The organism is Pseudomonas sp. NFACC04-2 (assembly GCF_900119265.1).
Taxonomy (GTDB): Bacteria; Pseudomonadota; Gammaproteobacteria; order Pseudomonadales; family Pseudomonadaceae; genus Aquipseudomonas; species Aquipseudomonas fluorescens_AA.
Genome location: NZ_FPJC01000004.1, coordinates 316,058 through 336,527, shown reverse-complemented (window position 1 = coordinate 336,527; position 20,470 = coordinate 316,058). Strand labels below are relative to the sequence as shown.

The following is a 20,470-nucleotide window of genomic DNA, read 5'->3' as shown; positions in this document are numbered from 1 at the left end:
ATGATTCATATCCCGAAATCGGAATACAGCCGTCGCCGCAAGGCCCTGATGGCGCAGATGGAACCCAACAGCATCGCAATCCTGCCCGCCGCCGCCGTTGCGATCCGCAACCGCGACGTCGAGCATGTCTACCGCCAGGACAGTGACTTCCAGTACCTCAGCGGCTTCCCCGAGCCGCAAGCGGTGCTGGTGCTGATGCCCGGCCGCGTCCATGGCGAGTACATCCTCTTTTGTCGCGAGCGCAACGCCGAACGTGAGCTTTGGGACGGCCTGCGCGCTGGCCAGGAAGGGGCGATCCGTGACTACGGTGCCGACGACGCGTTTCCCATCACCGACATCGACGACATCCTGCCGGGCCTGATCGAAGGGCGCGATCGGGTGTATTCGGCGATGGGCAGCAACCCAGAATTCGACCGGCACCTGATGGAGTGGATCAATGTGATTCGCTCCAAGGCCCACCTCGGCGCCCAGCCGCCGAACGAATTCGTTGCCCTGGATCACTTGCTGCATGATATGCGCCTGTATAAATCGGCGGCGGAACTGAAGGTCATGCGCGAAGCGGCGCGGATCTCCGCCCAGGCGCACATTCGGGCGATGCAGGCGGCGCGCCCGGGGTTGCATGAGTTCAGCCTGGAGGCCGAGCTCGATTATGAATTCCGCAAGGGTGGGGCGAAGATGCCGGCCTATGGCTCGATCGTCGCGGCGGGGCGCAACAGCTGCATCCTGCACTACCAGCAGAACGATGCGCTGCTCAAGGACGGCGATCTGGTGTTGATCGATGCCGGCTGTGAAATCGACTGCTACGCCAGCGATATCACCCGTACCTGGCCGGTCAGCGGCAAGTTTTCACCCGAGCAGAAGGCGATCTACGAAGTGGTGCTGGCCGCCCAGGAAGCCGCGTTTGCCCAGATCGCACCGGACAAACACTGGAACCAGGCCCACGAAGCGACGGTCCGGGTCATTACCGAAGGGTTGGTGCACCTGGGGCTGCTGGAGGGCGAGGTGGACGCGTTGATTGCCAGCGAGGCCTACCGGGCGTTCTACATGCACCGGGCCGGCCATTGGCTGGGCATGGACGTGCATGATGTGGGCGAATACCGGGTTGGCGGCGAGTGGCGGGTCCTGGAAATCGGCATGACGCTGACGGTGGAGCCGGGCATCTATATCAGCCCGGACAACCGCAGCGTCGCGAAAAAATGGCGCGGCATTGGCGTGCGCATCGAGGATGACGTGGTAGTGACCAAAACCGGTTGTGAAATCCTGAGCCGAGGCGTGCCGAAAACGGTCGCCGACATCGAGGCCCTGATGGCCGCCGCCCGGACGCAAGCGGCATGAGCCGGGTCAATCTGGCGATCATCGGCGGTGGCCTGGTCGGTGCGAGCCTGGCGCTGGCCCTGCAGGTCGGTGCCAAGGCCCGGGGCTGGAGGATCATCCTGATCGAGCCCTTCGCCCCCGGCGACGCCTGGCAGCCAAGCTACGATGCCCGGTCTTCGGCATTGTCCTACGGTGCCCGGCAGATTTATCAACGCTTGGGTGTCTGGCAAGAGATTTCCCGTCGCGCCGAACCGATCAAGCAGATCCATGTGTCCGATCGCGGGCGGTTTTCCACGGCGCGGCTGTCGGCCATGGAAGAGGGCGTGCCGGCGCTGGGCTACGTGGTGGAAAACGCCTGGCTCGGCCAGTGCCTGTGGCAAGGCCTGGACCCGGAGGTGGTCAGTTGGCGCTGCCCGGCGCAGGTTACGCGTATGGAGCCACTGGTCGGCGGTTATCGCCTGACCCTCGACGACGAAACCACCCTGGAGTGCGACCTTGCCGTTCTGGCCGATGGCGGTCGCTCCAGCCTGCGCGAGCAGTTGGGCGTCGGCGTGCGCAGTCGTCCCTATGACCAGAGCGCCTTGATCGCCAACATCACTCCCAGCGAAGCCCATAATGGCATGGCCTTCGAGCGCTTCACCGATGACGGCCCGATGGCCTTGTTGCCGCTGCCGGAGAATCGTTGCGCGCTGGTCTGGACCCGCCAGGGCATGGACGCGCAACGGTTGGCGGCCCTCGACGAGCGCAGCTTCCTCGCCGAATTGCAGGGGGTGTTCGGTTATCGCCTGGGTACGCTGAAGCAGGTGGGTGTACGGCACCTGTACCCGCTGGCGCTGGTGGAAGCCGAAGAGCAGGTCCGTCCGCACCTGGCGATCCTGGGCAATGCCGCCCACAGCCTGCATCCGATTGCCGGGCAGGGGTTCAACCTATCCCTGCGCGATGCCCAGGCCCTGGCCGATGCCTTGCTCGACAGCGACCGCGAGCCGGGGGATTTTGCCGTGTTGCAAGCCTATCGCGAGAGCCAGCGCATGGACCAGGCCCTGACCGTGGGCTTCTCCGATCAGGTTACGCGGCTGTTCGGCAGCAGCCTGCCGTTGGTGTCCCTGGGCCGGAACCTCGGCTTGCTGGGCCTCGACCTGCTGCCTCCGGCCAAGCGCTGGTTCGCCCGCCAGGCCATGGGGTTGGGGACGCGTCCCGATGCGTGAGGCTGGGGTGGTCATTTCTTTTCATGGGCGGCTGATGTCGCCCGCAAAACAGGCTTAGAGCATGGAATTGCGTGCAGATCTGCTGATTGTCGGCGCTGGTATGGTTGGCAGCGCCCTGGCGCTGGCGTTGCAAGGCAGTGGCCTGCAGGTGTTGTTGCTCGACGGCAGCCCAATGAGCGTCAAGCCCTTCGATCCCCAGGCCGCGTTCGAGCCCCGGGTCAGTGCCTTGTCGACGGCCAGCCAGCGGATCCTCGATCGCCTGGGCGTCTGGCAGGGCGTCACCACCCGGCGTGCCAGCCCTTACACCGACATGCACGTCTGGGACGGCAGTGGCACCGGGCAGATTCATTTTTCCGCCGCCAGCCTGCATGCCGAGACGCTTGGGCACATCGTTGAAAATCGCGTGGTGCAGGATGCCCTGCTGGACCGACTGCATGACTGCGACCTGGGCTTGTTGGCCAACGCCCGGCTAGAGCAGATGCGTCGTTCCGGCGACGACTGGCTACTGACCCTGGCCGATGGCCGCACGTTGCGGGCGCCCCTGGTCATTGCCGCCGATGGCGCGAACTCCGCTGTGCGCCGCCTGACCGGCGTGGCGACGCGCGAATGGGATTACCTGCACCATGCCATCGTCACCAGCGTGCGCAGCGCCCGGCCGCATCGGATGACGGCATGGCAGCGTTTCACCGACAACGGTCCGCTGGCGTTCCTGCCCCTTGAGCGTGACGGCCAGCACGACTGGTGCTCGATTGTCTGGTCCACCACTCCCGAAGAAGCGCAGCGCTTGATGGCGCTCGATGACAGCGAATTCTGCAACGAACTGGAACGCGCCTTCGAAGGCCAGCTTGGCCCGGTACTGAGTGCCGACCCGCGCCTGTGCGTGCCGCTGCGCCAGCGACATGCCAAGCGCTACGTGGCCGAAGGGCTGGCGTTGATCGGTGACGCGGCCCATACCATCCATCCGTTGGCCGGGCAGGGGGTGAACCTGGGCTTCCTCGACGCCGCCGTGCTGGCCGAAGTGTTGTTGCATGCGGCCGGCCGTGGCGAGCGGTTGGCGGACGTGAAGGTGTTAAGCCGCTACGAGCGCCGGCGCATGCCCCACAATCTGGCGCTGATGGCGGCGATGGAGGGCTTCGAGCGGTTGTTCCAGGCCGATCCGCTGCCGGTGCGCTGGTTGCGCAACACCGGGCTGAAACTGGTGGACCGCCTGCCTGAGGCCAAGGCCTTGTTCGTGCGCGAAGCGTTGGGGTTGAGTGGGGATTTGCCGGATCTGGCCAAGGCCTGAGAGGTCCGTTGGGCTCATGGCCTCATCGCGAGCAAGCTCGCTCCCACAGGTTTCACCGGATCAAATGTGGGAGCGAGCTCGCTCGCGATGAGGCCGGCACAGCCACCTCAATCCATCTGTGCAACATTTGGAAATGTGTCCACCCACTGTTCGATTGAGATGCCAAATGTGAGTCCTTATCATTTGCGTCTCTTTCGCCATCCAGAGACCGCTACCATGTTGGCAACCAAGCGCCTGCTGTCCGCCCTCGCCTTGACCCTGATCGGCACCACTGCCGCCCAGGCCGCCGATGAGGTGGTGGTCTACTCCTCACGTATCGATGAACTGATCAAGCCGGTCTTCGATGCCTACACCAAGAAAACCGGCGTCTCGGTGAAGTTCATCACCGACAAGGAAGCGCCGTTGATGCAGCGGATCAAGGCCGAAGGCGAGAACGCCACCGCCGACCTGCTGCTCACCGTCGATGCCGGCAACCTCTGGCAGGCCGAGCAGATGGGCATTCTCCAGCCGTTCACCTCCCCGGTGATCGACGCCAACATCCCGTCCCAATACCGCGCCTCGTCCCACGCCTGGACCGGCTTGAGCTTGCGGGCGCGGACCATTGTCTATTCCACCGACCGGGTTAAACCGGGCGAATTGACCACCTATGAAGCGCTGGCCGGCAAAGAGTGGGAAGGTCGTCTGTGCCTGAGGACCTCGAAAAAGGTCTATAACCAGTCCCTGACCGCCACGCTGATCGAAACCCACGGCGCGGAAAAAACCGAGGAAATCCTCAAGGGCTGGGTCAGGAACCTGTCCACCGACGTGTTCTCCGATGACACCGCATTGCTTGAAGCAATCAATGCTGGCCAGTGCGATGTCGGTATCGTCAACACCTACTACTATGGCCGCCTGCACCAGCAGAAGCCGGACTTGAAGGTTAAACTGTTCTGGCCGAACCAGGCTGATCGCGGCGTGCACATCAACCTCTCGGGCATTGGCCTGACCAAGCATGCACCGCATCCGGACGCCGCCAAGAAACTGGTGGAGTGGATGACCACGCCGGAAGCGCAAAGCATCTTCGCCGACGTGAACCAGGAATTCCCGGCCAACCCGAAGGTCGAGCCGTCCAAGGAAGTGGCGGCCTGGGGCGCTTTCAAGGCCGACACCTTGCCGGTGGAAGTGGCGGGTAAACGCCAGGCCGAAGCCATTCGCATGATGGATCGCGCTGGCTGGAATTAACCCCAGCCAGACACGACTCCCTGTGGTGGTTATAAAATAGATGCCCGCGCCAATGCGCGGGCATCATCATTTGAACGAGAGCTCCCCTTGGCCCACCCCGCCCAACGCCGCTGGTATCCCCTGGTCTTCGCCATCGCTGCGCTGGTCCTGTTGCCCTTGAGTGTCTTGCTGCTGTCCTGGCAGAGCATCGACCAGCAAATCTGGTCCCACTTGTGGGATACGCAGATGCCGCGTTTGTTGGGCAACACCCTCACGTTGATCCTTGGCGTGGGTGTCGGAGTGACCTTGCTGGGTGTCAGCCTCGCCTGGCTCACCAGCCTGTGTGAATTCCCGGGACGTCGCTGGCTCGATTGGGCATTGATGCTGCCGTTCGCGATTCCGGCCTATGTGTTGGCGTTTGTCTTCGTTGGCCTGCTGGATTTCGCCGGTCCCGTGCAGACGCTGATGCGTGAATGGTTCGGCAGCGGCCTGCGCCTGCCCCGGGTTCGTTCCACCGGCGGGGTGATCCTGGTGCTGGTGCTGGTCTTTTACCCTTACGTCTACCTGCTGGCGCGCAGTGCCTTCCTGGCCCAGGGCAAGGGCTTGATGGAGGCTGCCCGGGTGCTGGGGCAGTCGCCATGGCAGGCGTTCTGGCGCGTGGCGCTGCCGATGGCCCGGCCAGCCATCGGTGCGGGCGTGGCGCTGGCGCTGATGGAAACCCTGGCGGATTTCGGCGCGGTGTCGGTGTTCAACTTCGACACCTTCACCACCGCCATCTACAAGACCTGGTACGGCTTCTTCAGCCTCTCCAGCGCTGCCCAACTGGCCAGCCTGCTGTTGCTGGCGGTGATGCTGGTGCTCTACGGCGAACGCCGGGCCCGCGGCGCTCACCGGGCCAGTAACGAGCGGCCGCGGGTCAAGGCGTTGTACACGTTGCGCGGCCTCAAGGCTGTGGCGGCCAGCGGCTGGTGCTTCCTGGTATTTGCCTGCGCGTTTGTCATCCCGGTGTTGCAGTTGGTGGTGTGGTTCTGGCAACGCGGTCGTTTCGACCTGGATGAACGTTATGCCGGGCTGATCGTCCACACCCTCTACCTGGGCGGCCTGGCGGCGCTGGTCACCGTCTGTGTGGCCTTGCTGCTGGCGTTCGCCCGGCGGCTGGCGCCGACCCGTCCGATTCGTGCCGGCGTCGGCCTGGCGAACCTGGGGTATGCCTTGCCCGGCTCGGTGCTGGCGGTGTCGATCATGCTTGCGTTCAGCTACCTGGACCGTGAGCTGGTCATTCCACTGTCGACCTGGCTCGGCGGTGCAGGCAAGCCATTGTTGCTGGGCAGCCTGTCGGCGCTGTTGCTGGCGTATCTGGTGCGTTTCCTGGCCGTGGCCTACGGCCCGTTGGAGAGCAGCCTGGCGCGCATTCGCCCGTCCTTGCCCGAAGCGGCACGTAGCCTTGGGGTCAGTGGGCCGCGACTGTTTTTCAAAGTGTATCTACCATTGCTGTTGCCCGGCACCTTGAGCGCGGCGTTGCTGGTGTTCGTCGATGTGCTCAAGGAAATGCCCGCGACGTTGCTGATGCGCCCGTTCGGCTGGGACACGCTGGCGGTGCGGATCTTCGAGATGACCAGCGAAGGGGAGTGGGCCCGGGCCGCGCTACCGGCGCTGACGTTGGTATTGGTGGGGCTGTTGCCGGTCATCGGATTGATACGACGTTCGGCCCATCGAAACAGCTAGGTGCCAGTCCTACCTCATGCGGCTACAATGCGCGGCATTCGGTGCGGTCCGTCTGTCGGACCGGGCAACTGAGAACGTCAGAAAACTCCTTTTTCCAGACGTTCGCGCTACGCAGTGCCCGTCCGCACCTTCGCCAAGCCCGGAAGGAGAAACCCATGGGACAGCGTACGCCTCTGTATGACCTTCATCTCGCCCTTGGCGCGAAGATGGTCGATTTTGGCGGTTGGGATATGCCTTTGCATTACGGCTCGCAGGTCGAAGAACACCATCAGGTGCGTCGCGACTGTGGTGTGTTCGATGTATCCCACATGACCGTAATCGACGTCGCCGGCTCCCAGGCCAAGGTCTGGCTGCAGCGCTTGCTGGCCAATGACGTCGACCGCTTGCAAGACACAGGCAGTGCCTTGTACAGCGCGATGCTCAATGAACGCGGCGGCATCGTCGACGACATGATCATCTACCGTGTCGAGGACGGTTATCGCCTGGTCTTCAACGCCTCGACCCGCGATCAGGACCTGGCCTGGATGCAGGCACAGCTCGGTGACTACGACGCGCAACTGCATGAGCGCCCCGAGCTGGCGATGCTGGCGATCCAGGGCCCCCACGCCCGGCAGAAGATTGCCGAGCTGGTCACACAATCCCGTGGGCAAATCATCCAGCAACTCAAGCCTTTCGAAGGGCGCGTCGACGGCGAATGGTTCATCGCCCGGACCGGCTATACCGGCGAAGATGGCCTGGAGATCGTCCTGCCCGCCCAGGAGGCCCCGAGTTTCTTCAACGACCTGGTCGGCGCTGGCATTTCGCCCATCGGCCTCGGCGCCCGCGATACCTTGCGTCTGGAGGCCGGCATGAACCTGTACGGCCAGGATATCCACCAGGATGTTTCACCGCTGGCCTCGAACATGGCCTGGAGTATCGCCTGGGAACCGGCGAGCCGTCAGTTCATCGGGCGCAGTGCGCTGGAAGCCGAGCTTGCCAGTGGTGTGCAGCACAAACTGGTCGGGCTGGTGCTGGAAGAGCGGGGTGTTTTGCGCGCCCATCAGGTAGTTCGCATCGCCAATGTTGGCGAAGGGGAGATCACCAGTGGTAGTTTTTCTCCTACGCTTAGCAAGTCGATCGCCCTGGCACGTGTTCCGATGGCAACCGCTGACCGTGCCGAGGTAGAAATTCGTGGTAAGTGGTACCCGGTACGGGTGGTCAAACCGACCTTCGTCCGCCATGGCAAAACCCTGATCTAACCTTTTGCGGCGGGCCGCTGGCCGCTGACACTTTCTATTGAGGACACAGAATATGAGTGATATCCCTGCCGAACTGCGTTTTGCCGAAAGCCATGAGTGGGCACGCCTGGAAGCTGACGGTACCGTCACTGTGGGCATCAGCGATCATGCGCAGGAAGCCTTGGGCGATGTGGTGTTTGTCGAGCTGACTGAAGTCGGTAAGGTTTTTTCCGCAAATGACCAGGCCGGTGTGGTTGAGTCGGTCAAAGCCGCTTCCGATATCTATTCCCCGATCGCAGGCGAAGTGATTGCGGTCAATGAAGAGCTGAGCGGTTCGCCTGAGCTGCTGAACTCCGATCCGTACGGTGCCTGGATCTTCAAGCTCAAGCCAAGCGACAAGTCTGAACTGGACAAGTTGCTGGACGCGGCGGGTTACAAGGCTGCCATCGGCGAATAAGGACGACTGCACCTGTGGGAGCGAGCTTGCTCGCGATAGCGTTAGATCAGCAGCATTGATGTAGGCTGACACTCCGCTATCGCGAGCAAGCTCGCTCCCACAGGGGGGGATAGCCTTGGGATTATCACCAGGCAAAAAAATGCCGCTCATCGAGCGGCATTTTTTATTGGCCGGGCATCAGTCCTGGGCGACGGCGTTTTTCGCCAGGATCGCGTTGGCCAGTTCCATGTCGGTGGCTTGCAGGCCTGGGTTGTCGGCACGCACTTTCTGCATCGCCGCTTCCAGGTAAGGGCCACGGATACCGCCATCACTGGCGACGAAGCTGCCGGCATCGTCCTGGGCGGCGACGATCAGTTTGTGATCCTTGAAGGTCAGGTAGGTGGAACCGGTGGTCGCACCGGACGAGATGACGTTACGCCAAAACGTGTCGGCCATTGCCGAGCCAACAGGAAGAGACAGCAAGGCTACGGTAGCGACAGCAAGTTTGAGACGCATGATAGGTGACTCCACTGGGTTAACTATGACGTTGGATTACCTGCGTCTCGATTCAGTTCCATGACTTGTCAGTCAGCCTGTTCCACCCGCAGCACCGCGCCCTCCTGCGCCACCACCCTGACCCGCGTGCCAACGGACGACTCGGGCCCCTTGGCCAGCCAGACACTGTCGGCCACCTTGATCTTGCCACGGCCATCGACAATCGCTTCATGCACCAGGAAGACCTTGCCGATCAGTTCCTGCCCGCGCAGGTTCAGGAGCGGCTGATCGCTTTGGCGCACGGCGCTGCGCTGGCGCCGCCACCAGTACAGCGCCGTGGCGATGGCGAACAGGCCGAACAACAGGAACTGCATTTCCCATGGCATCTGCGGCAGGATGAACGTGAGCACGCCGACTGCCGCGGCGGCTATGCCGATCCACAGCAGGTAACCACCGGCGCCGAACACTTCAAGGATCAGCAGGATGACGCCCAGCGCCAGCCAGTCCCAGTACGACATGTGTTGCAGGAATCCCCACATACGCGCGCCTCAGGCTTTCTTGCTGTCGAAGGTGGCCCTGACGATCTCGCCGATGCCGCCGACCGCTCCGATGACCTGGCTGGCTTCCAGTGGCATCAGGATCACCTTGCTGTTGTTGGCTGATGCCAGTTTGCCCAATGCATCGATGTATTTCTGCGCGACGAAGTAGTTCACGGCCTGGACGTTACCATCGGCAATGGCCTGGGATACCACCTGGGTGGCCAACGCTTCGGCTTGCGCCTGGCGCTCGCGGGCCTCGGACTCCAGGAACGCCGCCTGGCGGCTGCCCTCGGCCTCGAGGATCTGCGCCTGCTTCTTGCCTTCGGCGGTGAGAATCGCCGACGCTCGCAGGCCCTCGGCTTCGAGGATCTGGGCACGCTTGATCCGTTCGGCTTTCATTTGCCCCGACATGGCGGCCATCAGGTCGGCCGGGGGGCTGATGTCCTTGATCTCGATCCGGGTGATCTTGATGCCCCACGGCGCCGTGGCTTCATCGACAGTGCGCAGCAATTTTTCGTTGATGCCGTCGCGCTGGCTCAGCATCGCGTCCAGCTCCATGGACCCCAGCACGGTGCGGATATTGGTTTGCAGCAGGTTGCGGATGGCGTGTTCGAGGTTGTTGACCTCGTAGGCCGCCTGGGCCGTATTGACCACCTGGAAGAAACACACGGCGTCGATCTGTACCGTGGCGTTGTCGGCGGTAATCACTTCCTGGGGCGGGATGTCCAGTACGCTTTCCATGACATTGATCTTGCGCCCGATGCGATCCATCACCGGGATGATGATGTTCAGGCCGGGCTTGAGGGTGTTGGTGTAGCGACCGAATCGCTCGACAGTCCATTGGTAGCCCTGGGGCACGACCTTGAAGCCCATGAAGAGAATGGCGACCACCAGGCCGATGAAAAGTAAAAGTACGCTACCGATCTGCATGACGGTTCCCTGTGCGAATTGAGATGGACCTGCGAGCCCTGAGTGTAGGGCAAGCGGCCATTATCCTCACTCTGTGGGAGCAAAGCTTGCTCGCGATGCAGGCGCCTTGCTCCCACAGCCTCTCGCCATCGCTACTTCTGTTCACTCTGCGGTGTCACGCGCAGGACTTCCTCGACAGTGGTCAAGCCCGCCGCCACCTTTTGCGCCCCCGACAGCCGCAGGCTGCGCATGCCTTCCTTGAAGGCCTGGCGGCGCACAGCCAGCAGGTCGGTGTCGGGGTGGATCAAGGCCTTGACGCTGTCGGTCAGTTGCATGATTTCGTAGACACCGGCGCGGCCGCGGTAACCGGTGTCGCGGCATTCCAGGCAGCCGACGGCCTGTTGGGCATTGCTCGGCAGCGGTGCCTGCCAGGGCCGTGTCAGGGTCTGCCAGTCGTCTTCGTCCAGGGCCAGCGGGGCCTTGCATTGCGGGCACAGGGTGCGCACCAGCCGCTGTGCCATGACCCCGAGCACGGTGGCCTTGATCAGGTAATGGGGCACACCCAGCTCCAGCAGGCGGCTGATGGCGCTCGGCGCGTCGTTGGTGTGCAGCGTCGACAGCACCAGGTGCCCGGTCAGCGCCGCCTGGATCGCCATTTCAGCGGTTTCCAGGTCACGGATCTCGCCGATCATGATGATGTCCGGGTCTTGCCGCATCAGTGCCCGTACCCCGGCGGCGAAGGTCAGGTCGATGTTGTGCTGGACCTGCATCTGGTTGAAGGAGGCCTCGACCATTTCAATCGGGTCCTCGATGGTGCAGAGGTTCACTTCCGGCGTCGCCAGTTTCTTGAGGGTGGTGTAGAGGGTGGTGGTCTTGCCGGAACCGGTAGGCCCGGTCACCAGGATGATGCCATTGGGCTGGCGGGTCATGTCCTGCCAGCGGCGCAGGTCGTCGGCGGAGAAGCCGAGCTGGTCGAAATCCTTGAGCAGCACTTCCGGGTCGAAGATCCGCATGACCATTTTCTCGCCGAACGCCGTGGGCAAGGTCGACAGGCGCAACTCCACTTCGCCGCCGTCCGGGGTCTTGGTCTTGACCCGGCCGTCCTGGGGTTTGCGTTTTTCCGCGACGTTCATCCGCCCCAGGCTCTTGAGGCGGCTGACGATCGCCATCGTGACCTGCGGCGGGAACTGATAGACCGTGTGCAGCACCCCGTCGATGCGAAACCGTACGGTGCCTTGCTCGCGGCGCGGTTCGATGTGGATATCGCTGGCCCGCTGTTGGAAGGCGTACTGGAACAGCCAGTCGACGATATTGACGATGTGAGCGTCGTTGGCGTCCGGTTCCTGGTCGCTGGCCCCCAGGTTGAGCAACTGTTCGAAATTGCTCAGGTTGCTCGGTTGCTGATCGACCGTGGTGGCGCCGCTGACCGATTTGGCCAGGCGATAGAACTCCACGCTCAAGCGCTGGATATCCACCGGGTTGGCGACCACCCGCTTGATCGGCAGCTTGAGCACGTGGGTCAGGTCGGCTTCCCAACTGCTGACGTAGGGCTGTGCACTGGCAACGGTGACGGCATCACGATCGACCGCTACCGCGAGGATCTTGTGGCGCTGGGCAAAGGCATAGGACATCAAGGGCGTGACGGCCGCGACGTTGATTTTCAGCGGGTCGATGCGCATGTAGGGTTGGCCGGCCTGCTGGGACAACCACAGGGTCAGGTTCTCCAGGTCCAGGCGCTTGCCGGGTCGACTGAGATCGTCCAGGTGCTGGTTGGCAATGAACTCCAGCGGATGCAGCTGGCTATTGGCGCTGTGGCGCCGGCGGGCGTTGAGCGCGGTTTCGGCCGAATCCTGGCTGATGAAGCCCTGGGTGACCAGTTGGCGCAGCAGATCATTGAGGTCCAGCCAGCGGTCCTGAGTGGCGTGTTTGGTGGACATGCGGGTTCCTATTGGACAATTGCAGCAAAGCCGCGATACAGACGCTTCGGCGTCCTCGCTCGGTCTGCAAAAGAATAGTCCCGACCCCGTGGTCCGTTGGGCCACTACCCGACCAATGCGTTACCAGGTCTTGCCCATGGGGTGCTCAACCGGTCGCCTGGGTCGGCTCAACCCTCGTAAATTCAGCGCTTTGCAGGTCCACCGAGCACATGCCGATCAGGTTACGTAATTTTTCAGCGATCACCTGGGCTCGGTGCCAGCTCAGCCCATCCAGGCCGATGTCCAGGGAGAGCAGATCGTCGAGGCGCTCGACGCGCACGTGCCGTGGGGTAAGGCCCTGCAAGGCAAACAGGTTCAACGCCCGGCACAGCAGGTCCGGTTCGGCCTCGGCCAGCATCTGATACTGCACTCGGCAATGGGCATTGGCGGCGTGCCAGACGTCGGCGCGGGTCGTGGTTGTGGCAACGGCTTCGAGCATGGGTGGTCTCCTGGAGTGCGGGAGAAATATTTACATGTGTCGCGGGGTATTTCTTATCTAAAATGAGTGGCTGCGGCGTTTTTTCGAATCGCTTGATTCTCAAAATAATTAATTCTGGGTTTGTTTATGCAAAGCGAGCTGGATGGCTACGACCGCCGGATACTGGCGTTGCTGCAAGAGGATGCGTCGCTGTCCAGTGCGCAAATCGCCGAGCAGGTCGGCTTGTCTCAATCGCCGTGCTGGCGCCGGATCCAGCGGATGAAGGAGGAGGGGATCATCCGCGGTCAGGTGACGTTGCTGGATCGCAAGAAAATCGGCCTCAACACGCAGATCTTCGCCGAAGTGAAACTCAACGCCCATGGCCGTTCGAACTTCACCGAGTTCACCGAGGCGATTCGCGGCTTCCCCGAAGTGCTGGAGTGTTACGTGTTGATGGGATCGGTGGATTTTCTGCTGCGCATCGTCACGGCGGACATCGAGGCGTATGAGCGATTCTTTTTCGAAAAGCTGTCGATGGTGCCGGGGATCCAGGAAGTGAATTCGATCGTGGCGCTGTCGGAGATCAAGTCGACCACGAGTTTGCCGGTGCTGCGCTAGGTCAACCTAAGTTGAATGTGCCGGCCCCTTCGCGAGCAAGCCCGCTCCCACCCTGATCTTCAATGAACACACAATGTATGAACCAAAGGAGACCATTGTGGAACGGGCTTGCTCGCGAAGGCGACATTCCGGGCGCCGCAAATGTTGAGTTACAGCCGCAGCAAAGTCTTCCAGGCCCGATTCTGGTACACCGCTATCGCCTGCTGCTTGCGTGCATCCAGGGTTTCGTCGGTGATGGGTTGGTTGGCCAGTTGCGCCAGCTTGTTCAGTTCACCGTAAAGGCGATCCATTTCCGGGATCTCCAGCACATGACGGGCGTGGTGCAGCCAGGCCTGGATGCGTTCGATACGCGGCAGTTGCTCGGCGAGGTCTTCCGGCTGCTGCTGATAGCGTTGCAATTGCAGGGACGAGGATTCTTCGCTCAGCAGACGCGGCAGCCAGCTGCCCAGTTGCGCCGCGCCCTGGCGATTGCCACGGGTGTTGCGCTCGGCGGCCCAGCTGCGGGCCAGCAGCCAGCGTGAAGTGTTGAGGGAGAACAAGCCCCAGCGCGGGTCTTGCAGCTCTTCAAGGAATTGTTCTGGCGCGGCCTTGCGCACGTCTTCGTCGTCCAGGCCCGCCTGGACCAGCGGACGCCAGTCTTCCAGCAACGCATCCAGGGCCAGGCGCAGGTCGTGGGTCGATTGGCGCGGCGCGGCCTGGCCGAGACTGCTGAGCAGGGCACGCAGTTCGGCGAGGTTTTCCACCCAGTCCTGCAGCAGGCGCCAGTGGCCGTTGAAACGGTACTGTTCGGCCAGGCGTTGGCTGCTGCCGAGCAAATGCCAGCTCAGCGCGGCGAAGGCGTCATCCAGCGGCGTTTCGGCGGTCAACTGCGGGGCCGGCAGGCTCAAGGCGTAGCTGCCCGCGTCATGCAAGCGATAGCCACGCTCGGCCTTGCTGATGTCGCAGGGCATCAATGGCAGGGTTACGGCCAGCTCGGCGGCCAGTTCCAGCAGGGCGGCGGGCTCGCCTTCACGCAGCTCCAGCTCCAGCTCGCAGATTTCTTCCTTCTGCTTGCCGACCACGACGTGGCCCAGGTCCAGGGCGGCTTCGATGACCACCTTGCTTTTGCCACGGCCCCAGGCGATTTCAGCGCGTTCGCGGACGAAATCGGTGGTGAAGATGGCCTTGAGGGTTTTCTTGTCCAGTTCGGCCAGGGCCTCGGGCCAGCATTCGCCGTCGAGCTTTTTCAGGTCGAGCTTGGCCTTGGGCAGGTGCCAGTCGTATTCGTTGCGTTCGGACAGGCCGGCGACGCTCTGGCCGCGGGTCTTGAGGGTCTGGATCACCTCTTCACCGTCGCGACGCAGGCGCAGGGCGACCTTGGCCCGGGCCAGGTCGCGCTCTGGCGTGTCGAAATACTGGTTCATCAATTCGTGGCGTTCCCAGCCACTCTTGTTGCGTTTTTTCAGCAGCGGGTGCTCGCGCAAGGCTGCCAGGGTCTCGCGGCTGACGCGGAGTTTGATTTCGGTTTCTTTCTGCATGGCCGGAAAATCCAGGGATCGGGTGCGCAGCCGGGGGAAGGTGTGGCTGCCAAGGCCGTGCAGTGTACAGGACTCGTCCATCCTGCGCCCCGCGGCGGTTTCTTCCTTGCGCCGGATGGTTCTATGATGGACATCAATCTGTAAGCCTGGAGTCAGCGATGCCTTTGCCGTCCATGAAAGATCAATTCGCTGCCCTGATCGCCACGCCTTCGGTCAGCTGTACCCAACCTGGGCTCGACCAGTCCAACAGTGCCGTGATCGAGCTGCTGGCAGGCTGGCTAACCGAGCTGGGGTTCTCCTGCGATGTCCAGCAGGTCAGCCCCGGCAAATTCAATTTGCTGGCCAGTTTCGGCAGTGGTCCCGGCGGCCTGGTGTTGGCTGGCCACAGCGACACGGTGCCGTTCGACGGTGCGTTATGGCAGACCGATCCCTTGAAGCTCACCGAGGTCGATGGCCGTTGGGTGGGCCTGGGCAGTTGCGACATGAAGGGTTTTTTCGCCCTGGCCATCGAAGCGGTCAAGCCGCTGCTGGACCAACCGTTCAAGCAACCGCTGCTGATCCTCGCGACTTGTGACGAAGAAAGCTCCATGTCCGGCGCCCGGGCTCTGGCCGATGCCGGCCGACCGTTGGGGCGCGCGGCGGTGATCGGCGAGCCGACCGGCCTGCGACCGATTCGCTTGCACAAAGGCGTGATGATGGAGCGCATCGACATTCTCGGGCGCAGCGGCCATTCGTCCGATCCCCGCCTGGGCCACAGCGCCTTGGAAGCCATGCACGATGCCATGGGCGAACTGCGTGGCCTGCGCCTGCAATGGCAGCGTGAATTCCGTAATCCGCAGTTCAGCGTGCCACAACCGACCCTGAACTTCGGTTGCATCCACGGTGGCGACAATCCCAACCGGATCTGCGGCCAGTGCTCCATGGAATTCGACCTGCGCCCGTTACCGGGCATGGACCCGCAAGTGCTGCGGGCGGCGATCCGGCAGAAGCTGGAGCCGATTGCCGAGCGGCACCAGGTCAAGATCGACTATGCGCCGCTGTTTCCCGAAGTGCCGCCGTTCGAGCAAGCCGAGGACGCCGAGTTGGTCCGTGTGGCCGAACGACTGACCGGCCATCGCGCCGAAGCAGTGGCGTTCGGCACCGAAGCGCCTTATCTTCAGCGCCTTGGCTGCGAAACCCTGGTGCTCGGTCCCGGCGATATCGCCTGTGCCCACCAACCGGGCGAGTACCTTGAAATGTCACGTTTGCAACCTACCGTACAACTGTTGCGGCAGTTGATCGGCCATTACTGCCTGACGCCGGCCACGGCCGGTTAAATTGTGCCCTTGCGGGCCCGTATTCATCACATGAGGAGAGCGCGCGTGTCGCCAAGCCTGTTCCGACGATAACCACCAGCCCGTTGTGCGTTCTGTTTCGTCTTTTTTTGGCTGTTATTTATTACAGGTCCAGGTTCATGCCCGAATACGTCAATTGGCTTCGTCACGCTTCGCCCTACATCAACGCCCACCGTGATTGCACCTTCATCGTCATGCTGCCCGGCGACGGGGTGGAACACCCCAATTTCGGCAACATCGTCCATGACTTGGTACTGCTGCACAGCCTCGGCGTGCGCCTGGTACTGGTTCATGGTTCGCGTCCGCAGATCGAGACCCGCCTCGCGGCACGGGGCCTGACGCCCCATTACCACCACGGCATGCGCATCACCGATGCGGCGACCCTGGAGTGCGTGATCGACGCGGTCGGCCAGTTGCGCATCGCCATCGAGGCACGCCTGTCCATGGACATGGCCTCCTCGCCCATGCAGGGCTCGCGGCTGCGGGTCGCCAGCGGCAACCTGGTCACCGCGCGTCCCATCGGCGTGCTCGAAGGCGTGGATTATCACCACACCGGTGAAGTGCGCCGGGTCGATCGCAAAGGCATCAACCGCCTGCTGGACGAGCGCTCCATCGTGTTGCTGTCGCCGTTGGGTTATTCGCCCACTGGGGAGATCTTCAACCTGGCCTGTGAAGACGTCGCCACCCGTGCGGCCATCGATCTGGCGGCCGACAAGCTGTTGCTGTTCGGCGCCGAGCAAGGGCTTATCGGCGAGGACGGACGGCTGGTTCGGGAATTGCGCCCGCAACAGGTCCCGGGCCACATGCAACGCCTGGGCAGCGACTATCAGGCCGAACTGCTGGATGCGGCGGCCCAGGCCTGTCGTGGCGGCGTCGCACGCAGCCATATCGTCAGCTATGCCGAGGATGGCGCGCTGCTGGCTGAATTGTTCACCCGCGATGGCAGCGGTACGCTGGTGGCCCAGGAGCAATTCGAGGTGGTGCGCGAAGCGGCCATCGAAGACGTCGGCGGCCTGCTGGACCTGATCAGCCCGCTGGAAGAGCAGGGGATTCTGGTGCGTCGCTCCCGCGAAGTGCTGGAACGCGAGATCGAACAGTTCAGCGTGGTCGAGCGCGAAGGCATGATCATCGCCTGCGCGGCGCTGTACCAGATCGCCGATTCGGATGCCGGGGAACTGGCCTGCCTGGCGGTGAACCCGGAATACCGTCATGGTGGCCGGGGCGATGAACTGCTGGAGCGAATCGAAACCCGGGCCCGCGCCCAAGGGCTCAAGACGCTGTTCGTACTGACGACCCGGACCGCCCACTGGTTCCGCGAACGCGGTTTCGAGCCCAGCAGCGTCGACCGCCTGCCGGCAGCGCGGGCGTCGCTCTACAACTACCAGCGTAATTCGAAGATCTTCGAAAAAGCGCTGTAGAGCCCGACCTGAACCCTTGCGCGGCTCGCGATCTTCTTGATTTCAGACAATGAGCAGCTAGTCTGGAACGCTCAAGATCGCACCGTGCGCGAGCCGTCGTGATCCTGATCGAAGCCATTGGAGGCGACGGAGCCTATTTCGCCGCAGGATGAGCGGCCCTCGCAAAAGCCCGACAAAACACCATTCAGTAATCCTCGATAACGCCGATAAGCCTTGTCACGGCTTGATGACGCTTTAATGGCACCTATATGTCAAAACGAGCTGAAAACTAATGAAACAATTCTTTTTGGATTTATAGAGAATCCATTATCCTGCGGGCCGGTGTCGCAGGGTTAGACCATGGTCGTAGTCACAAATGGTTACGATTGACTTGTTAGTCACGGTTTGGCGCTAATCGCGCATCCGCGGATTCCGGGCGTTCGATCCGGAACCAAAGACACACAAGAATTAGAAAACGAGAGGAGCGAAGCATGAACAAGTCTACCTTGGCCCTGGCTGTGGCCGTTGGGGTTTTGGCGCAGCAGGCAGGCGCCGCCGGTTTTATCGAAGACAGCAAGGCTACCTTGGGTCTGCGTAACTTCTACATCAACACGGATAACCGTGATTCGGCTGCTACAACGAACAAGTCTGAAGAATGGGGCCAAGGTTTCGACCTGCGCTTCATTTCCGGCTACACCCAAGGCACCGTCGGCTTCGGTATCGATGCCATCGGCCTGCTGGGTATCAGGCTGGATTCGGGCGGCGGTACCAACGGTGCCTCCAATAACAGCTACGGCGGCACGGTCTTCCCGAGCAAGTCCAACGGTGAAGCGGTGGATAACTTCTCCAGCCTGGGCCTGACCGCCAAGGCGAAGATCTCCCAGACCGAGCTGAAGCTGGGCACCCTGCAGCCAAAACTGCCGGTCATCGTGACCAACGATGGTCGTCTGCTGCCGCAAACCTTCCAGGGTGGCCAGATCACCTCAAACGAGATCAAGGACCTGACGCTCGTCGGCGGCCAGATCGAGCACGCCAAGGGTCGTAACTCCAGCAACAATGAGGAGTTGTCCATTGCCGGTGCGAACGGTCGTACCGCCAGCGGTCGCGACAGCAACAAGTTCATCTACGGTGGCGGTGACTACAAAATCACCAAGGACCTGACTGCCCAGTACTACTACGGCAACCTGGAAGATTTCTACAAGCAACACTTCCTGGGCCTGATCCACAACTGGGCCATCGGCCCGGGTGTACTGAAGTCCGACCTGCGTTATTTCAACAGCCGCAGCGACGGCGCCAATGGTCATGACTCCACCTACTACACCACTGGCTACTATGGCGGCAGCGTCACCAAGGGCAAAGTCGACAACAACCTGTACAGCGGGCTGTTCCTGTACACCGTTGCCGGTCACACCTTTGGTGGTGGTTACCAGGCGAGCAACGGCGACAGCGATTTCCCTTGGCTGAACCAGGGCGACGGTTCGTCGGCTTACCTGACCACCGACATGCAAATCGCCAAGTTCGCCCGTGCCGGTGAACGTACCTGGCAGGGTCGCTACTCGTACGACTTCGCCAAGCTCGGTGTTCCTGGCTTGACCGCTGGCGTCATCTACCTGCGCGGCGACAACATCGACCACGCCACCGGTGACAAGACCGAGTGGGAACGTGACATCACTGTTGGCTACGTCGTACCGGAAGGTGCGCTGAAGAACGTTGGCGTGATGTGGAAAAACGCCACCTGGCGCAACGACATCCCAGGTCAGCGCGACCAGGATGAAAACCGCCTGATCGTCAGCTACTCGATCCCGCTGCTGTAAGTAACGCGTTCGCGTGACGAAAAAGCCCCGCCCGGCAACACGCCGGGCGGGGCTTTTGCGTTTTCGGCGGCAGGTAGCAAGCTCTATCCCTTGCTCCTTCTGCCGCTACGACCCAGCGCTATGACGCCGACTCCCTCGCGTCCTTACGCAGGACGAACGCACTGAATGCCAGGAAATCGTCCAGATGGCCGGTAATGATTGCGACCATGATCGGCAATTGCAGGGCTTGGTAGTCATGCACGGCGATGTTTCTGAAGCCAACCATGTTCTTCAGGTTTTTAACCAGGCCTTCCTCGGCCCAGCCCCCTTGAAAAAGCAACTCGAACACGTCCCGCGCACTTTGTGGGACGCCCAGTCGCTCACGGCGAATCAAATGCTGGCCCATATCCAGTGCCGCTTCACATGCACGCTGGATGTTCAGAACGACCGAATCCTGGCGAGTGAAGTCGGTGGCAAACGTAGCGGGATTCTTCTCATATTCCTCCCGCACCCTGGCGACGCAACGCTCGATACTCGCTGCTTTATTGATCAGTACATCATCGGCCATACACGATGCCTTCTTCCTGAATATCCTTGAGCAAGCCTGCTCGAGCTTCGTCGAAGGCTGTTTTCTCGCTGAGAACAAAACTTTCGAATAACCCGGCCTGTACGTCTCTGGCCCAGAGTCTCTGGCCTCGGGTCACGATCTGATATTGCATGACGGTGGTTGCCGCACGTAGGTCAACCAGATCCACCGGACTGCCAGCGATATCCGCCAAATCCCCTGAAAGCTGCCATAACGACACAGGGTCAACCTCGCCGGACAAGAGCACAGCCAAATCGACATCACTGTCAGGCCCGGCGGTGCCCTGTGCATGGCTACCAAACAGGTAAACCGCCAGCAGACCAGGGAGTTGGTTTTGCAGATGAGTCAACAAGGCTTGAGTGTTCATGTTGCCTATCCTAGCCGCTCGTCCTGAAATCGCGTCAATAATTTCCTTAGTGTGGATACAAAACAAAAAAAGCCCCGCCCGGCAACGCGCCGGGCGGGGCTTTTACGTTTTCGAGTCAGGCCCACCCCTGTAGCCTTCC

The 20,470-nt window shown here is 61.9% G+C and carries 19 protein-coding genes; 11 read left to right on the top strand and 8 right to left on the bottom strand.

The genetic code is table 11. The features are described 5' to 3' along the window. From pepP to gcvH, 7 genes are all read left to right on the top strand, one after another. Positions 1 to 1,335: a Xaa-Pro aminopeptidase gene (gene pepP / locus BT125_RS08100; RefSeq protein WP_072405972.1), complete on the top strand. Its 1,335-nt coding sequence runs from the start codon at positions 1 to 3 to the stop codon at positions 1,333 to 1,335. Continuing rightward, the gene (gene ubiH / locus BT125_RS08095) at positions 1,332 to 2,519 is read left to right on the top strand and encodes a 2-octaprenyl-6-methoxyphenyl hydroxylase (RefSeq protein WP_072405971.1); all 1,188 of its coding nucleotides are present in this window, start codon (positions 1,332 to 1,334) and stop codon (positions 2,517 to 2,519) included. Before pepP ends, ubiH begins: the two co-directional genes overlap by 4 nt. Positions 2,520 to 2,586: 67 nt before the next feature. Beyond that, the gene (locus BT125_RS08090; RefSeq protein ID WP_170866817.1) at positions 2,587 to 3,804 is read left to right on the top strand and encodes a 2-octaprenyl-3-methyl-6-methoxy-1,4-benzoquinol hydroxylase; all 1,218 of its coding nucleotides are present in this window, start codon (positions 2,587 to 2,589) and stop codon (positions 3,802 to 3,804) included. 216 nt (positions 3,805 to 4,020) lie between these two features. Further along, a complete protein-coding gene (locus tag BT125_RS08085; RefSeq protein ID WP_072405969.1) occupies positions 4,021 to 5,025 on the top strand; it encodes an extracellular solute-binding protein in 1,005 nt (334 codons plus the stop codon). Between the two features lie 87 nt (positions 5,026 to 5,112). Beyond that, positions 5,113 to 6,729 (top strand): ABC transporter permease, encoded by a 1,617-nt coding sequence (locus BT125_RS08080; RefSeq protein ID WP_072405968.1) that lies wholly within the window; start codon positions 5,113 to 5,115, stop codon positions 6,727 to 6,729. Between the two features lie 155 nt (positions 6,730 to 6,884). Next, positions 6,885 to 7,967, top strand: coding sequence for a glycine cleavage system aminomethyltransferase GcvT (gene gcvT / locus BT125_RS08075; RefSeq protein WP_072405967.1), 1,083 nt, complete (start codon positions 6,885 to 6,887; stop codon positions 7,965 to 7,967). A gap of 52 nt (positions 7,968 to 8,019) precedes the next feature. After that, positions 8,020 to 8,403, top strand: coding sequence for a glycine cleavage system protein GcvH (gene gcvH, locus BT125_RS08070; protein ID WP_072405966.1), 384 nt, complete (start codon positions 8,020 to 8,022; stop codon positions 8,401 to 8,403). Between the two features lie 177 nt (positions 8,404 to 8,580). Here the strand turns inward: gcvH and BT125_RS08065 are convergent, their stop codons facing one another. The 5 genes from BT125_RS08065 to BT125_RS08045 all read right to left on the bottom strand — a co-directional run bounded on the left by BT125_RS08065 (position 8,581) and on the right by BT125_RS08045 (position 12,740). Further along, positions 8,581 to 8,898, bottom strand: a complete 318-nt coding sequence (locus BT125_RS08065; RefSeq protein ID WP_072405965.1) for a DUF2388 domain-containing protein — start codon at positions 8,896 to 8,898, stop codon at positions 8,581 to 8,583. Between the two features lie 68 nt (positions 8,899 to 8,966). Further along, positions 8,967 to 9,416, bottom strand: coding sequence for an NfeD family protein (locus BT125_RS08060; RefSeq protein WP_072405964.1), 450 nt, complete (start codon positions 9,414 to 9,416; stop codon positions 8,967 to 8,969). Positions 9,417 to 9,425: 9 nt separating this feature from the next. Then, entirely contained in the window at positions 9,426 to 10,346 is a 921-nt protein-coding gene (locus BT125_RS08055; protein WP_014340768.1) for an SPFH domain-containing protein, read from the bottom strand. Between the two features lie 131 nt (positions 10,347 to 10,477). After that, the gene (locus tag BT125_RS08050) at positions 10,478 to 12,262 is read right to left on the bottom strand and encodes a type IV pilus assembly ATPase TfpB (protein WP_072405963.1); all 1,785 of its coding nucleotides are present in this window, start codon (positions 12,260 to 12,262) and stop codon (positions 10,478 to 10,480) included. Positions 12,263 to 12,407: 145 nt separating this feature from the next. After that, positions 12,408 to 12,740 carry a hypothetical protein gene (locus BT125_RS08045; protein WP_072405962.1) on the bottom strand — a complete coding sequence of 111 codons (333 nt, stop codon included), beginning with the start codon at positions 12,738 to 12,740 and terminating at the stop codon, positions 12,408 to 12,410. Between the two features lie 126 nt (positions 12,741 to 12,866). Here BT125_RS08045 and BT125_RS08040 point away from each other — a divergent pair, with 126 nt between their 5' ends. Then, entirely contained in the window at positions 12,867 to 13,337 is a 471-nt protein-coding gene (locus BT125_RS08040) for an Lrp/AsnC family transcriptional regulator (RefSeq protein WP_072405961.1), read from the top strand. A gap of 149 nt (positions 13,338 to 13,486) precedes the next feature. Here the strand turns inward: BT125_RS08040 and BT125_RS08035 are convergent, their stop codons facing one another. Next, on the bottom strand, positions 13,487 to 14,854 hold the full coding sequence (locus tag BT125_RS08035; RefSeq protein WP_072406114.1) for a CYTH domain-containing protein: 1,368 nt from the start codon (positions 14,852 to 14,854) through the stop codon (positions 13,487 to 13,489). Positions 14,855 to 15,012: 158 nt separating this feature from the next. Between BT125_RS08035 and argE the strand changes: the two genes are divergently transcribed. The 3 genes from argE (at position 15,013) to BT125_RS08020 (ending at position 19,399) form a co-directional block, all read left to right on the top strand. After that, positions 15,013 to 16,170: an acetylornithine deacetylase gene (argE, locus tag BT125_RS08030; RefSeq protein ID WP_072405960.1), complete on the top strand. Its 1,158-nt coding sequence runs from the start codon at positions 15,013 to 15,015 to the stop codon at positions 16,168 to 16,170. Positions 16,171 to 16,307: 137 nt separating this feature from the next. Beyond that, a complete protein-coding gene (gene argA, locus BT125_RS08025) occupies positions 16,308 to 17,606 on the top strand; it encodes an amino-acid N-acetyltransferase (RefSeq protein ID WP_053126389.1) in 1,299 nt (432 codons plus the stop codon). 470 nt (positions 17,607 to 18,076) lie between these two features. Then, entirely contained in the window at positions 18,077 to 19,399 is a 1,323-nt protein-coding gene (locus BT125_RS08020; RefSeq protein ID WP_060740147.1) for an OprD family porin, read from the top strand. Positions 19,400 to 19,517: 118 nt separating this feature from the next. Here BT125_RS08020 and BT125_RS08015 read toward each other — a convergent pair whose 3' ends face one another. Both BT125_RS08015 and BT125_RS08010 read right to left on the bottom strand, forming a co-directional pair. Beyond that, positions 19,518 to 19,946: a type VII toxin-antitoxin system HepT family RNase toxin gene (locus BT125_RS08015; protein ID WP_072405959.1), complete on the bottom strand. Its 429-nt coding sequence runs from the start codon at positions 19,944 to 19,946 to the stop codon at positions 19,518 to 19,520. After that, positions 19,936 to 20,331: a type VII toxin-antitoxin system MntA family adenylyltransferase antitoxin gene (locus tag BT125_RS08010; protein WP_072405958.1), complete on the bottom strand. Its 396-nt coding sequence runs from the start codon at positions 20,329 to 20,331 to the stop codon at positions 19,936 to 19,938. The genes BT125_RS08015 and BT125_RS08010 overlap by 11 nt, the downstream gene beginning before the upstream one ends. Between the last annotated feature and the right edge of the window lie 139 nt (positions 20,332 to 20,470).